At 68.6% G+C, this 12928-nt stretch carries 15 protein-coding genes; 7 read left to right on the top strand and 8 right to left on the bottom strand.

The genetic code is table 11. From position 1 onward, the window contains the following. Window positions 1-399: 399 nt before the first annotated feature. Complete coding sequence (locus AC07OA_RS23395; protein WP_494666232.1) at window positions 400-657, top strand: GlsB/YeaQ/YmgE family stress response membrane protein; 258 nt, start codon at window positions 400-402, stop codon at window positions 655-657. 61 nt (window positions 658-718) lie between these two features. Here AC07OA_RS23395 and AC07OA_RS23390 read toward each other — a convergent pair whose 3' ends face one another. The 3 genes from AC07OA_RS23390 to AC07OA_RS23380 form a co-directional block, all read right to left on the bottom strand. Next, window positions 719-1231 carry a CinA family protein gene (locus AC07OA_RS23390; protein WP_494666231.1) on the bottom strand — a complete coding sequence of 171 codons (513 nt, stop codon included), beginning with the start codon at window positions 1229-1231 and terminating at the stop codon, window positions 719-721. A gap of 47 nt (window positions 1232-1278) precedes the next feature. Then, window positions 1279-1824: a hemerythrin domain-containing protein gene (locus AC07OA_RS23385; RefSeq protein ID WP_494666230.1), complete on the bottom strand. Its 546-nt coding sequence runs from the start codon at window positions 1822-1824 to the stop codon at window positions 1279-1281. Between the two features lie 218 nt (window positions 1825-2042). Then, complete coding sequence (locus AC07OA_RS23380) at window positions 2043-3410, bottom strand: sugar MFS transporter (RefSeq protein ID WP_494666323.1); 1368 nt, start codon at window positions 3408-3410, stop codon at window positions 2043-2045. A 200-nt stretch (window positions 3411-3610) separates the two neighbouring features. Here AC07OA_RS23380 and AC07OA_RS23375 point away from each other — a divergent pair, with 200 nt between their 5' ends. Next, complete coding sequence (locus AC07OA_RS23375; RefSeq protein WP_494666229.1) at window positions 3611-3793, top strand: hypothetical protein; 183 nt, start codon at window positions 3611-3613, stop codon at window positions 3791-3793. On the opposite strand, the gene AC07OA_RS23370 is transcribed toward AC07OA_RS23375, so the two are convergent. From AC07OA_RS23370 to AC07OA_RS23360, 3 genes are all read right to left on the bottom strand, one after another. Beyond that, window positions 3790-5124, bottom strand: a complete 1335-nt coding sequence (locus tag AC07OA_RS23370) for an FAD-dependent oxidoreductase (RefSeq protein ID WP_494666228.1) — start codon at window positions 5122-5124, stop codon at window positions 3790-3792. The two genes, AC07OA_RS23375 and AC07OA_RS23370, sit on opposite strands and share 4 nt — an antisense overlap. 116 nt (window positions 5125-5240) lie before the next feature. Next, the gene (locus AC07OA_RS23365; RefSeq protein ID WP_494666227.1) at window positions 5241-7415 is read right to left on the bottom strand and encodes a xanthine dehydrogenase family protein molybdopterin-binding subunit; all 2175 of its coding nucleotides are present in this window, start codon (window positions 7413-7415) and stop codon (window positions 5241-5243) included. Next, window positions 7412-7882 (bottom strand): (2Fe-2S)-binding protein, encoded by a 471-nt coding sequence (locus AC07OA_RS23360; RefSeq protein ID WP_494666226.1) that lies wholly within the window; start codon window positions 7880-7882, stop codon window positions 7412-7414. Before AC07OA_RS23360 ends, AC07OA_RS23365 begins: the two co-directional genes overlap by 4 nt. Window positions 7883-8083: 201 nt before the next feature. Between AC07OA_RS23360 and AC07OA_RS23355 the strand changes: the two genes are divergently transcribed. The 5 genes from AC07OA_RS23355 (at window position 8084) to AC07OA_RS23335 (ending at window position 11878) form a co-directional block, all read left to right on the top strand. Further along, window positions 8084-8728: a DUF47 domain-containing protein gene (locus tag AC07OA_RS23355; RefSeq protein WP_494666225.1), complete on the top strand. Its 645-nt coding sequence runs from the start codon at window positions 8084-8086 to the stop codon at window positions 8726-8728. Further along, entirely contained in the window at window positions 8728-9729 is a 1002-nt protein-coding gene (locus tag AC07OA_RS23350; RefSeq protein WP_494666224.1) for an inorganic phosphate transporter, read from the top strand. The genes AC07OA_RS23355 and AC07OA_RS23350 overlap by 1 nt, the downstream gene beginning before the upstream one ends. Then, complete coding sequence (locus AC07OA_RS23345; protein WP_494666223.1) at window positions 9726-10295, top strand: NUDIX hydrolase; 570 nt, start codon at window positions 9726-9728, stop codon at window positions 10293-10295. The genes AC07OA_RS23350 and AC07OA_RS23345 overlap by 4 nt, the downstream gene beginning before the upstream one ends. A 92-nt stretch (window positions 10296-10387) precedes the next feature. Continuing rightward, a complete protein-coding gene (locus AC07OA_RS23340) occupies window positions 10388-11116 on the top strand; it encodes an endonuclease III domain-containing protein (RefSeq protein WP_494666222.1) in 729 nt (242 codons plus the stop codon). Window positions 11117-11146: 30 nt separating this feature from the next. Continuing rightward, complete coding sequence (locus AC07OA_RS23335) at window positions 11147-11878, top strand: DUF72 domain-containing protein (protein WP_494666221.1); 732 nt, start codon at window positions 11147-11149, stop codon at window positions 11876-11878. Here the strand turns inward: AC07OA_RS23335 and AC07OA_RS23330 are convergent. Beyond that, a complete protein-coding gene (locus tag AC07OA_RS23330) occupies window positions 11859-12833 on the bottom strand; it encodes a M15 family metallopeptidase (RefSeq protein WP_494666220.1) in 975 nt (324 codons plus the stop codon). The two genes, AC07OA_RS23335 and AC07OA_RS23330, sit on opposite strands and share 20 nt — an antisense overlap. Before the next feature lie 14 nt (window positions 12834-12847). Then, window positions 12848-12928: hypothetical protein (locus tag AC07OA_RS23325; RefSeq protein WP_494666322.1), on the bottom strand; the 81-nt coding region annotated here is incomplete at its 5' end.

The raw sequence follows: 12928 nt of genomic DNA, 5'->3' as shown, positions 1-12928 counted from the left end.
CCCGCTGCGCGCGAAACGGCCGGACGCGAAAAGACCGTGCCCGGCGTCGGCGTGTCACATGGTCAACGCCCTCCCGGAGGCCGTAAGAAGAGGCTCGCCCCCTCAGCTTTCAGTATCCGGGATTCCCCATGAGCCTGTCCTTCCTCATCGGCGCCGTCATCGGCTCGGGCGTCTTCATCCTGCTGGGTCGCGGCCCGGCCCAGAAGCTGGTGGACGCCGTCCAGGCGCGCATCGGAAAGCCGCGCTAGGCTCGCCCGAAAGCAACGCTTCAGACCCTTGAAAGTCTTGGCGCGCGGGACTTCGACGAACACGCAAGCGTGTCGGAACGAAAGTCTTGGCGACGGCCTTTATTGGCATCGGCGCGCGGCTTGCACGCCTTTTGATGCCAAGGAGGCGTACATGTCTATTCTTGCGTGGGTCGTGCTCGGCCTCGTGGCTGGCTTCATCGCCAGCAAACTCGTCAGCCGCAGCGGCGGCAGCCTGGTGGTGGACCTGGTGCTCGGGATCGTCGGCGCCGTGGTCGGCGGCTTCCTGTTCAACCAGTTCGGCGCCGCGGGCGTCTCGGGACTGAACCTCTACAGCCTTCTGGTTGCCGTGATCGGCGCCGTGGTGGTGCTGGCGATCTACCACGCCTTCACCGGTCGCCGAGCGCTCTGACGCTCGGCCACAGGCCGTACGAAACAGCGCCTTCGGCCCAGCCGGAGGCGCTTTTTCTTGGTCAGAGCTTGAGGGCCTGGTGGAACATCTTCAGCGCCACGCGCAGGCATTCGATGCGCAGCGGGCCACGGCCGATATCGTTGAACCGCACTTGGCGATGATGGGTGTAGCCGCCGCGCCGGGCGCAGGCGAAATGGACGAGGCCGCCGGGCCGGGTCGGGTCGCCGACCTCTTCGGTCCAGCCCGTGATCGCCACCGCCACGTCCGCTGCCGAACGCTGGATGGCGCCGTCGGCCATGGCGATCGCGGTCGGCTGCGACACCGCCCCGCCGTTCGCCAGGAACGCCGGCGGCACGCCCAGCATGTCGATCTTGGCCTGGTCGGTATAGGCCACGAAGGCCCGGTCGAAGATGTGCGAGCAGCCGGGTATATCGGTCAGCAGCGAGGCCAGCAGGCCGCCGGTGCAGCTCTCCGCCGTGGCCAGGCTCATCTCGCGCGCGCAGGCGATCTCCAGGACCGCCCGGGCCAGGTCGTCGACGTCCGACGGCAGGATCGGATCTAGCGCCTCCGCCATGGATCCTCCGGAAAAGGGGGAGGCTCGGCGCCTCCCGCCAGTTTCAGTCAGTTCGGCTGCGCGCCGCCCAGTTCGGCCATCAGTTCGTCCTTGCGGATCTTCAGGCGCTCGCCCATGGCGTCGAGGTCCTCGTCGCCCTTCTTGGCCTGGGCGAAAATGCCGCCCGGCTGTTCCTCTTCCTTGACGTGGTGCTTGATGTACTCGCCCAGCACCTTGACCTTGGCGTCGTAATATTCGTCGCCCGGCCGCATCGCCTCGATCTCGGCGATCAGCTTCTTGGCCCCGTCGTGCTCGACATAGGCCTCGTCCAGCAGGTCGTCCTCGACCTCGCCGCGTTCCTCCGGATAGAGGATCTCCTCCTCGATCTGGGTGTGGACCTTCAGGGCCAGGGCGATCTTGTTGAACAGCGCCAGCTTGTCGGCGTCGCCCTCCAGCTGTTCGTACTCGTCGAACAGGCCCTCGACCTCGCGATGGTCCTTCTTGAGCAAGCTGATGGCCAGCGGGTCGCGGCGGCCGGTGCGGCGCGTGCGACGAGGCTTGGCGGACTTTGCTTTAGACGGGGCCTTGGACGGGCTCTTGGCGGAGGTCGCCATGGTGTCTCTCCCTGAATGCTTGGTCGCCGAAGTCGGCGGATCACAAACACTTCAGTTCGAGGAGCGTTCCTCACAACTCGACTCCCTTCTCAAGTACTCCAGAATAAGTCGGATTCCCGACAAACAGTATTCGCGAGTCGATCTCACCTGAAGAGCGGACATGAAAAAGGCCCGGGCGCGAACGCCCGGGCCTTTCCCGTTTTTCGGAAGGATCGGGTCTAGTGGCCGCCGGCCACCGCGCCTTCCTGGATCTCGTGCACCGGAGCCTTGCGGGCCGAGAACGAGAACCACAGGACGTAGAGGTAGCAGACCAGCGGGGCGATGAAGCCCAGCGACTTGGAGCCGGTCGCCTGCTCGATCGTGGCGAAGATCAGCGGCAGGATCGCGCCGCCGGCGATGGCCAGGCACAGCAGGCCCGACGTCGCCGAGGCCGGGGCCGACGAGCGCTGCAGGGTCAGGGTGAAGATGGTCGGGAACATGATCGAGTTGAACAGGCCGATCAGCAGCGCCGCGAAGGCCGGGATCAGGCCGCTGGTCAGCGGGGCCTGGGCCAGGATCAGGTTCAGCGTGCCGGTGTGGGCCGTGGGGGTCATGTCCTTGGTGAAGATCACCACCAGGCACAGGATGATCGCGCCCACCGCCACGCCGGTCAGCAGGAAGTAGTCCTTCACCGCCTTCAGCAGGGCCGAACCGGCGAAACGGCCGATCATGGCGAACACCATGTAGAAGGTGGTCAGCTTGCCGGCCTGCTCGGCGGGGATGTTCAGGATGTGGGTCTGCTCGATGAACAGCAGCAGGTTCAGCGAGATCGCCACCTCGGCGCCGACATAGAGGAAGATGCCGATGGCGCCGAGATTGGCCCACTTGGAGGCCAGGGCCGAGAACGGGTTGACCAGGGCGCCCGTCGCCGGCGAGGCGGCGGTGATCTTCTTGCGCACCAGGAAGATGGCCAGGATGAACAGGGCCAGGCCGATCCCGATGGCCAGATAGACGTTGGAGACGAAGCCCAGGGCCTGTTCGCGCAGGGCGTCGGTGACCACGACGTCCTTCTTGAAGATGTCGCCCTTGAGCAGGAAGTTGGCGCCGAACCACAGGCCGCAGGCCGCGCCCAGCGAGTTGAAGGCCTGGGACAGGTTCAACCGGAACGAGCTGTCCTCGGGCTTACCCATCGAGGCGATCAGCGGGTTGGCGGCGACCTGCAGCAGGGTAATGCCCGAGGCCATCACGAACAGGGCGGTCAGCACCAGGGCGAAGGTGTGCAGCTTGGCCGCGGCGATGGCGATGAAACAGCCGGCGACGATGCCGCCCAGGCCGACCATCACCGACTTGGCGTAGCCGAATTTCGAGAGGAACGCCGCCGAGGGCATCGACATCACGAAATAGGCGATGAAGAAGGCGAAGCCCGTCAGGTTGGCTTCCACCGGCGTCAGCGTGAAGACCGTCTTCATGGTCTTCAGCAGCGGATCCAGGAGGTTGGTGACCAGAGCCCAGATGAAAAACAGCGCCGTGACGTAGACGACGGCCAAGGCCAGACCCTGCCCCGACTTGGACGCCGCTCCGGAATTCGGAGCCTGCGCCGCACCCATACCTGCCATGTTCGTTACTCCCCTGTCCGACGTTGCGGGACGCGACATCCACCCCAACGGTGACAACGTTGTCAAGCTCGGAGGCGAAAACCGCCCACGCCCGCCGCTCCGGGTCCGCCCATTTCCGTTACGGGGGAACCGGTCGCACGATTCGACGGTTAAGCCGAAAACTCGGACAAATCCTCGCGGATGGGAAGCCCATGACGCCGACGATCGCCATACTGCTGATGTCGAGCCTGGTGACGGTGATCGCCGTCATCGGTCTGGCGGACGCTTTCACGCACCTGCTGTGCCGGACGGCGCGGTCGCTGAAGGAGCCGCGGGCCCTTCGCGCGGCCAGTCCGTCGGCCGAGGCCTCGCGACGCGGACGTCTGGCGGCTTAAGCCGCCTTGCGGGTCGCCTGGACGCCCCAGACGTCGTGGGCGGCTTCGCCGGCCAAGATGTTCTCGGCGGTCAGCAGGCCGCTGAGCGGAGCGTGGTCGCGCTCGCCGTCGCGGTGCAGGCCGTTGCGGCCGGCCAGGTGCAGGCTCGGGAACTGCATCTTCAGGTCCAAGCGGATCATCGCCAAGTGCTCGGCGCAGTCCTCGTCGATGATCGGCAGCACCTTGCGCTGGCGAACGACCCGGGCGTCGCGCAGGGCGGTGGGGTCCATCAGCCCCATGACGGCGGCCTCGCGCCAGGCCAGGGCCACCAGGTCGGCGTCGCTGGCCGACCACAGGCCGTCGCCCTCGAAGCAGAAATATTCCAGCCCCAGGCAGTCGGCGCCCTCGGGCGCCAGGGCCGAAGAGCGGGCGCGGTAGTTCTGCACGCGGCCGACCTGCAGGTCAGTGTCGTGGACATCGATGCTGGCCTCGCGCAGCGGCTTGCGGGCCTGGCCGACCAGGGCGACCGTGATCTGGTCGCGATACATCAGCTCGCCGGCGTGAAACAGGCTGATCGGAGTGGGCTTGAGCATGCCGACCAGATCGCGCAGCGGCGCGGTCGAGACCACGTGGTCGGCGGTGCGGACCTCGTGGGCGCCGTCGGCGCGCAGCACCGTCACCGTCCACAGCTTGGCGGCGGCGTCGAACTTCAGGGTTTCCACGCGACGACCCAGGCTGACCTCGCCGCCCAGGGCGACGATGCGGTCGGCGCAGGTCCGCCACAGGGCGCCGGCGCCTTGGCGCGGATAGCGCAGGCTGGCCGACGGCCTGGCCGCGCCGCGTCCGGCCGGGGTCTGGTCGCTGATCAGGCCCGACACCTTCTCGACGAACGGCTTGAACAGCCGCGCCGACAGCTGGGCGCCGAAGCGGTTGCGGATCTCGTCGGCGAAGGTGCGGGGCGACTTGATCGGCGCCAGCTTGGCCAGGCCTCGCGAGACCAAGGCCGCGGCGCCGCCGCGCAGACCCAGATGCGCGAAGGTCTCCAGAGACTTCAGCGGATAGGCGTAGAAGCGGTCGCGGTGATAGATGCGCGCCGCGCTCGGCTGGTCGACGAAGCCGTCGGGCGCCAGCTCGGCCCACAGGTCCAGCACCTGGGACGAGGTCGAGACATAGGCGCCGCCGTTCGTCTCGATCTTGAAGCCGTTGTGATCGATGGTGCGGCTGGAGCCGCCGACCTGGTCGGGATCCGTCTCCAGCACGGCGACCTCGCGGCCGGCCTTGGCCAGGGCGTAGGCGGCGCTCAGACCGGCCGGCCCGGCCCCGATCACCAAGGTTTCGACGTGCTGTCCCATGACGCTGGTCCCCGTTCGGAAACCACCATGGTCCGACAAGGTTAAATTCACCCCGCCGGACGTGGTGAACCGAGCCTGAAGATCGTCGCTGGGACGCTTTGCCGCGCTTGCTCAGCTTAGGCCAATTGATCGCCCACCGGCAGGGTTCGGATGCGCTTGCCGGTGGCGGCGAAGATCGCGTTGACCAGGGCCGCCGGCGCCGGCGGCAGGGCCGGCTCGCCCAGGCCCGTGGGCTTGTTGTCGGTGATGCGGAAATGCACCTCGACATCGGGCGCGTCGGCGAAGCGCAGCAGCGGAAAGTCGCCGAAATTGCTCTGCACCGCCGCGCCGTTCTCGATGGTGATCGCCTGGCCCATGGTGCTGCCAATGGCGTCCAGGATCGAGCCCTGGACCTGCTGCTCGGCGCCGTTGGGATTGACGATCTGGCGGCCGACATCGACCGCCGCCCAGGCCTTGCGGACCTTGACCTTACCCCGCGCGACCTCGACCTCCATGACCACCGCCACATAGCCCAGGTGGCTGTAGTGGCAGGCCACACCCAGCCCCACGCCCTTGGGCGTCTTGCGGCCCCAGCCGGACTTCTCGGCCACGAGGTCGAGCACCCCGCGCATCCGGCCGGTGTCGAAGCTGTCGCCCTGGCCCGGTTCGCCCAGCAGGCGCGGCTCGCCCAGCAGACGGCGGCGGAACGCCACCGGATCCTGTCCGCCGGCCTGCGCCAACTCGTCGATGAAGCCCTGGATCACGAAGCCGAAGGCGTTGTTGCCCGGCGCCCGCAGCGGGCCGGTGGGCACGCCCAGCGGCATGACCGAGACGTCGAGCGCATAGTTGGCCACGGCGCGGCACGGGAACTGGGTGGCGTTCATCCCCGAACTGCCGGCGAAGGTCTCGCCCTGGCCGAAGGTCACGAAGTGGTCGCGCCAGGCCACCAGGTCACCCTTGGCGTCCAGCCCGGCGGTGAAGTTGTGGAAGCCCGCCGGCCGATAGAAGTCGTGCTGCATGTCGTCTTCGCGGGTCCACAGCAGCTTGACCGGCGCGCCCACGGTCTTCGAGATCCAGGCGGCCTCGACCATGTAGTCGTTCATCAGCCGGCGGCCGAAACCGCCGCCGCAGCGCACCAGATGGATGGTCACGGCCTCGGCGGGAATGCCCAGGGCGGCGGCGACCAGCCCCCGGCCGCCTTCGGGGTTCTGGGTCGGCGCCCAGATCTCGACCTTGCCGTCCTTGAAGGAGGCCGTGCAGTTCTGCGGCTCCAGCGGGGCGTGGGCGATGAACGGATAGGCGTAGGACGCCCTGACCACCTTGGCCGCGCCCTTCAGCGCCCCGGCCACGTCGCCGTCGGTGCGCAGGTTGCGATGCGGCGGCTGCTTGGCCAGTTCGGCGGCCTTGGCCGCGAAGCCCTCGCTGCCCTGGCCGCTGGTCGGGTGCTCGGCCCAGGTGACCTCCAGGGCGTTGCGCCCCTTGCGCGCCGCCCACCAGGTGTCGCCCACCACCGCCACGCCCGAAACCAGGCCGTTGAAGGCTGTCCCGCCCTCGACCACGAAGGCGTCGCGCACGCCCTTGACCGCCTTGGCCGGCGCGAGGTCGACCTGGGCCACCTTGGCTGTGAACACCGGCGCCTTCAGGAAGGTGGCGTACAGCATCCCCGGCAGGCGCATGTCGATGCCGAACAGCGGCTGGCCCGAGACGATAGCCGGGGTGTCGTAGGACGTCAGGGGCTTGCCGATGATCCGGAAGGCCTTGGGATCCTTCAGCGTCAGGCTCGCCGGATCGGGCGCGGTCAGGGCGGCCGCCGCTCCGGCCAGCTCGCCATAGGCCAGCCGGCGGTTGGAGGCCTTGTGGACCACGAAGCCCGGCTCGGTCTCCAGATCCGTGGACGGAAGGTTCCAGCGGGCGGCGGCGGCGGCGATCAGCATCGCCCGCCCGGTCGCCCCCACCCGGCGCATCGGCTCCCATTCCAGGTTCATCGCCTGGCTGCCGCCGGCCACCTGGCGGCCGTAGGTCTTGCTGTCGGCGATGGCCTGCTCGATCCGCACCGACGTCCAGTCGACGTCCAGCTCCTCGGCGATGATCATCGGCAGCGCGGTCTTGATCCCCTGCCCCACCTCCGGAACCTTGGCGGCGATGGTCACCGTCCCGTCCGGCGCGATGCGGACATAGGCGCTGAGCACGCCGGCCGTCTGGGCGCGGCCTTGGCCCGGCAGCTCGAACGACAGCAGCAGGCCCCCGCCGGCCGCCGCGCCGGTCTTGAGAAACAGCCGTCGCGACGGCGCGATGGGCAGGATCGCGTTCATGCCGACGCCCCCAGTTGGCCGGAGGCGGCCTTGATGGCCTTGCGGATGCGGATGTAGGTCGCGCAGCGGCAGAGGTTGCCGTTCATGGCCGCGTCGATCTCGTCGTCCGACGGCTTGGGCTCGGCGGTCAGCAGCGCCGTGGCCGACATGATCTGACCCGCCTGACAGTAGCCGCACTGCGGCACATCGATGGCCGTCCAGGCTTCCTGCACCTTGGCCCCGACCGGATTGGCGGCGATCCCCTCGATCGTGGTCACGGCCTTGGCGCCCACGCGGGCCAGGGAGGTGACGCACGAGCGCACCGGCACGCCGTCCAGATGCACGGTGCAGGCCCCGCACTGGGCCACGCCGCAGCCGTACTTGGTCCCGACCAGGCCCAGCACGTCGCGCAGCACCCAGAGCAGAGGCGTGTCGGTCTCGACGTCCACCGTGTGGACCTGCCCGTTCACCGTCAGCCTGACCGCCATCGCACCACCCCGCGCATCGCCTTGGCGATAGAGTGCCAAACCCGGGAGGACCCGGCCAGAGGCCCTGCGTCGTTATAAAACTGTCACATAAGACTTGAAGCCGGACGGCTTCCATGGTTCCGGTCCGCCCTCGCCGGCGTTGTCTCCGTATACGGAGGGCGCGCGGGATCTCCACCGCTTCGAACAGAGGATGAAGCGACCATGCTGGGCTTGTTCCGGGCCGTCATGCCCAAGGAAGACCGCTTCTTCGAGCTGTTCGCGCAGCATGCCGCCACCCTGGTGGCCGGCGCCAAGGCGCTGCAAGACCTGATGGAAGGCGGCGACGGCGTCGAGGCCGCCAGCGCCCGCGTCTACCAGCACGAGGAAGAGGCCGACGAGATCACCCGCCAGGTGATGGGCGCCGTGCGCCGCAGCTTCATCACCCCGTTCGACCGCAGCGACATCCAGGACCTGACCACCTCGCTGGACGACGCCATCGACCAGATGCGCAAGACCGCCAAGGTGGTCAGCCTGTTCGAGGTCAAGACCTTCGAGCCGCAGATGCGCGAGATGGCCGCGATCATCGTCCAGGCCGCCGAGCTGACGGTGCAGGCCGTGGCCCTGCTGCCCGACATGCGCAAGAACGCCCACCGCCTGACCGAGCTGGCCGTCAAGGTGACCCAGATCGAGGAACAGGCCGACCAGATGTACGACCAGGGCCGCAAGGCGCTGTTCCTGGCCAACCGCGATGGCGACCCGATGACCTTCATCGTCGGCGTCGACATCTACAGCCACCTGGAAAAGGTGGTCGACCGCTTCGAGGACGTCGCCAACCGCATCAGCGGCATCGTGGTCGAGCAGGTCTAGTGGACCCGACGCTTCTCATCCTGGGCTTTCTGGTCGTCGTCGCCCTGGCGTTCGACTTCCTGAACGGCCTGCACGACGCGGCCAACTCGATCGCCACCATCGTCTCCACGCGGGTGCTGTCGGCCAAGTGGGCGGTGCTGTGGGCGGCGTTCTTCAACTTCATCGCCTTCATCTTCTTCGGCACCAGCGTGGCCAAGATGGTGGGCGCGGGGATCATCGACCCGCACGTCATCACCGACCGCCTGATCTTCGGCGCCCTGATGGGGGCCATCAGCTGGAACGTGATCACCTGGTGGGCGGGCATCCCCTCGTCCAGCTCGCACGCCCTGATCGGCGGCCTGGTCGGCGCCAGCGCCGCCAAGGTCGGCGGCTTCGGCGCGGTGCAGTGGACGGGCCTGGGCAAGACGGCCGCGGCCATCGTGGTCTCGCCCACCCTGGGTTTCCTGCTGGCCCTGCTGCTGGTGCTGATCGTCTCGTGGACCTTCCTGAAGTCCTCGCCGTTCTTCGCCGACCGGATCTTCCGCAAGCTGCAGTTCGTCTCGGCCGCCGCCTATTCGCTGGGCCACGGCGGCAACGACGCCCAGAAGACCATGGGCATCATCGCCGCCCTGCTGTTCGCCCATGGCCTGAGCGGCCAACCCGGCCACATCCCCTTCTGGGTGGTGATCTCGTGCCAGACGGCCATGGCGCTGGGCACGCTGTTCGGCGGCTGGCGCATCGTTCACACCATGGGCAGCAAGATCACCCGCCTCACCCCGATGCAGGGCTTCTGCGCGGAGACGGGCGGGGCGATCACTTTGTTCTTCTTCACCCATCTGGGCATTCCGGTCTCGACGACTCACACGATCACGGGCGCTATTGTCGGCGTCGGCGCCTCGCGCCGGGTTTCGGCCGTCCGTTGGGGCGTGGCCAAGAGCATCGTGACCGCCTGGATCGTCACCCTGCCCGCGGCCGGTCTGGTCGGGGCGGCGTTCTACTATCTCGGGTTCTGGATGAAGTGACCGACAAGTCGGAGGGCAAGCAGGGGGGACGAAAGTCCAACGAGCGGCGACGCCAGGTCGCCGCCCTGCCCTGGCGCTCGGCCGGTCCTGATCGCGTCCTGGAAATCCTGCTGGTCTCGTCGCGCGAGACCCGCCGCTGGGTGATCCCCAAGGGCTGGCAGATGAAAGGCAAGCTGGACCATCAGGCCGCCGCCCAGGAAGCCTATGAGGAGGCCGGCCTCGACGGCCGCATCGTCGACACGCCCATCGGCGAATACCCCTATCTCAAGCGGCTCAAGAGCGGCGCGGCCAAGCCCGTGGTGGTCGACGTCTATCCGCTGGAAGTCACCGGCGAGCACGCCACCTGGCCCGAGAAGGGCCAGCGCACCCTGCAATGGATGAGCCCGGTCGAGGCGGCCCTGGCCGTGCAGGAGCCGGAGCTGCGCGACCTGATCGCCCGCTTCGCCCGCGTCGAGCTGCCCGCCGAGGAGCGCCCCGCCCCCGCTCCAGCCCCGACGCCGATGCGCGTGGCCTTCGACCGCTTGCGCCGTCGGGTCACGGCGCTGTGGGGCCGCGCCCGGCGCTGACCGGAAACCATCGTTTCGAAACAAGCTGGGGATAACTCGACAAGCCCCTTCGCGTTCACTATGTTCTCGTTCTGTTCGCAGCGAGAATCGCCATGCAGCTCTCCCTCGATCTTTCGACCTCGCCGCTGGAAGCCCTGCGCGACGGCCTGCTCAAGACGTTTGGCCCCCAACGGCCGACCAAGCGGCTGGACCCGGTGTCGCAACTGGTGAAGTCGGCGATCAGCGGGCGGACCAAGGACGCGGTGTCCTGGGCCGTCTACCACCGCCTGAAGGAACGCTTCGCCACCTGGGAAGAACTGGCCGAAACGCCGGACGCCGAGGTGCTGGAACTGATCAAGGAAGTCACCTTCCCCGAGGACAAGGCCCGCCATCTGCCCCACGCCCTGCGGCTGATCCAGGTGCGCAGCGGCTGGACGCTGTCGCTGGACCACCTGGCCGAGCTGGAGCTGGACAGCGCCCGCTGGTGGCTGCAGGGCCTGCCGGGCGTCGGCGTCAAGGTCGCCGCCTCGGTGCTGAACTTCAGCCCGCTGAACATGCGGGCCCTGGTGGTCGACACCCATGTCCACCGCGTCGCCGCCCGCTACGGCCTGATCCCGGCGAGCTACGACACCGCCCACGCCTATCGCGCCCTGATGGACCTGGTCCCCGACAGCTGGACGGCCGAGGACCTGTACGAGCTGCACTGGCTGATGAAGGGCCTGGGCCAGCTCCTGTGCAGCCATCATGCGCCGCGCTGCGGGGCCTGCGCCCTGAAGGACTCCTGCGGCCGGGTGGGCGTCGAGCGCAGCGCCGACATCCTGGCGTGGCGGCCTCGAAGCTGAACCGCCGGAGCGTTCGAGCGCTCCTGCTCCATGGCTCATGACATCCGCATCGGCACGGCCGGCTGGAGCTTTCCGCGCACCCTGACCGACTTCCCCGCCGAGGGTTCGGGCCTGGAGCGCTACGCGGCGGTGTTCGACTGTGTCGAGATCAACTCGTCCTTCTACCGGCCGCATCAGCGCAAGACCTACGAGCGCTGGGCGGCCTCGACGCCGGCGGGCTTCCGGTTCGCGGTGAAGGCTCCCCGGACGATCACCCACGAGCGGCGGCTGAGCGAGGTGGCCGAACCGTTGGCGCGGTTCCTCCACGAATGCGGCGGGCTGAGCGGGAAACTGGGGCCGCTGCTGATCCAGCTGCCGCCCAGCCTGAGGTTCGACGCCGGCGTGGTGGAGCGCTTCCTGGCCGGATGGCGACAGGCGACATCGGCGGCCAGCGTGCTGGAGCCGCGCCATGCGACCTGGTTCACGCCGCAAGCCGACGCCATGCTGGACGCCTTCCAAATCGCTCGGGTCGCCGCCGATCCGGCCGTGGTCCCGGAGGCGGCGAAGCCCGGCGGTTGGCCGGGCCTGGTCTATCGTCGCCTGCATGGCTCGCCGGTGATCTATGAAAGCGCCTACCCGCCGGCGGCGATCGCCAATCTGGCGACGCGGCTGGCGGAGGAGGCTCACCGGGCGGAGACCTGGTGCGTGTTCGACAACACCAAGTTCGGCGCGGCCACCACCGACGCCCTGGCGCTGATCGGCCTCACCGCGCCAGCTCGGTGAAGGTCTTGGTCCCGATGCCGTAGGCGCGCCAATCGCCGTAGTCGAAGTGCCACCATTCCTCGGGATAGACCTCGAAGCCCTGGGAGACCATGGCCTCGCGCAGGATGGCCCGCAGCGCCCGCTGCTTCGTCGTGCCGCCGATGAAGTCGGCATAGGAGCGGCCCGACATCTCGTCGTAGCGGCTGGGCATCTCGACGGGCTTGCCGGTCTTCAGGTCGTAGAGGGTCAGGTCCACCGCGCAGCCGCGATTGTGTCGCGAGCCCTTGGCGGGGTCGGCGACGAACATGTGGTCCTCGGGCGGGGTCGCCTCCCAGAACATCCAGGTCACGAACCAAGGGCGGTAAGCGTCGTGGATCAGGAGGCCGTAACCCTGGGCCTCCAGGGTCTTGGCGGCGCGGGCCAGGGCCTGGGCGGCGGGGCGCTGGAGATAGGCCGCCGTGCGCTCGTAGAGCGCCAGGCCCATGAAGTTGTCGTGGCCGGCATAGCGGATGTCCAGGCGGATGGCCGGGTCCAGGGTGGTCAGGTCGACGAGGTCGGCGGGCTTGTGCTCGGCGGTCTCGACCGGCGGCGTGGCGGCCAGGGCCCGGGCGCGCAGGGCGGCTGGATCGGCCCGCACCGCCGCGCGGATCTTGGCCTCGACCTCGGCCCCGAAGTCGTGGCGCGGCAGGCGCATTCCGTCCAGGCGCACGGCGACCGGTTCCAGCATCAATTCGCCGCCGCCCGTGACGCCGTAGCGGCCACGGCCCAGAGGCGTCAGCGCCGCGTCCTTGCGGCCCTGGCCGTCCAGGCGCAGGACGCCGTCGCGTTCGAACACCGTCAGGGGCGCGGCCTTGTCGCCGTACTGGCCGACGGCCGCCATCTCGGCGGCGTCCAGGGTCTGGGCAAAGGCGGGCGACGTCGCGGTCAGGATCAGCCCCATCAGGCCGGCGGCGAAGGCTAGAACCGGTCCACGCATCGCCGCCGCCTCTCCTACTTCATGGTGGGAATGACGAAGGCCGAATCCTCGACCTCGCCTTCGGGCCAGCGGGCGGTGACGGTCTTGACCTTGGT

Source organism: Caulobacter sp. GW821-FHT09B08 (genome assembly GCF_059418225.1).
This window is presented reverse-complemented; position numbering and strand designations above follow the sequence as displayed.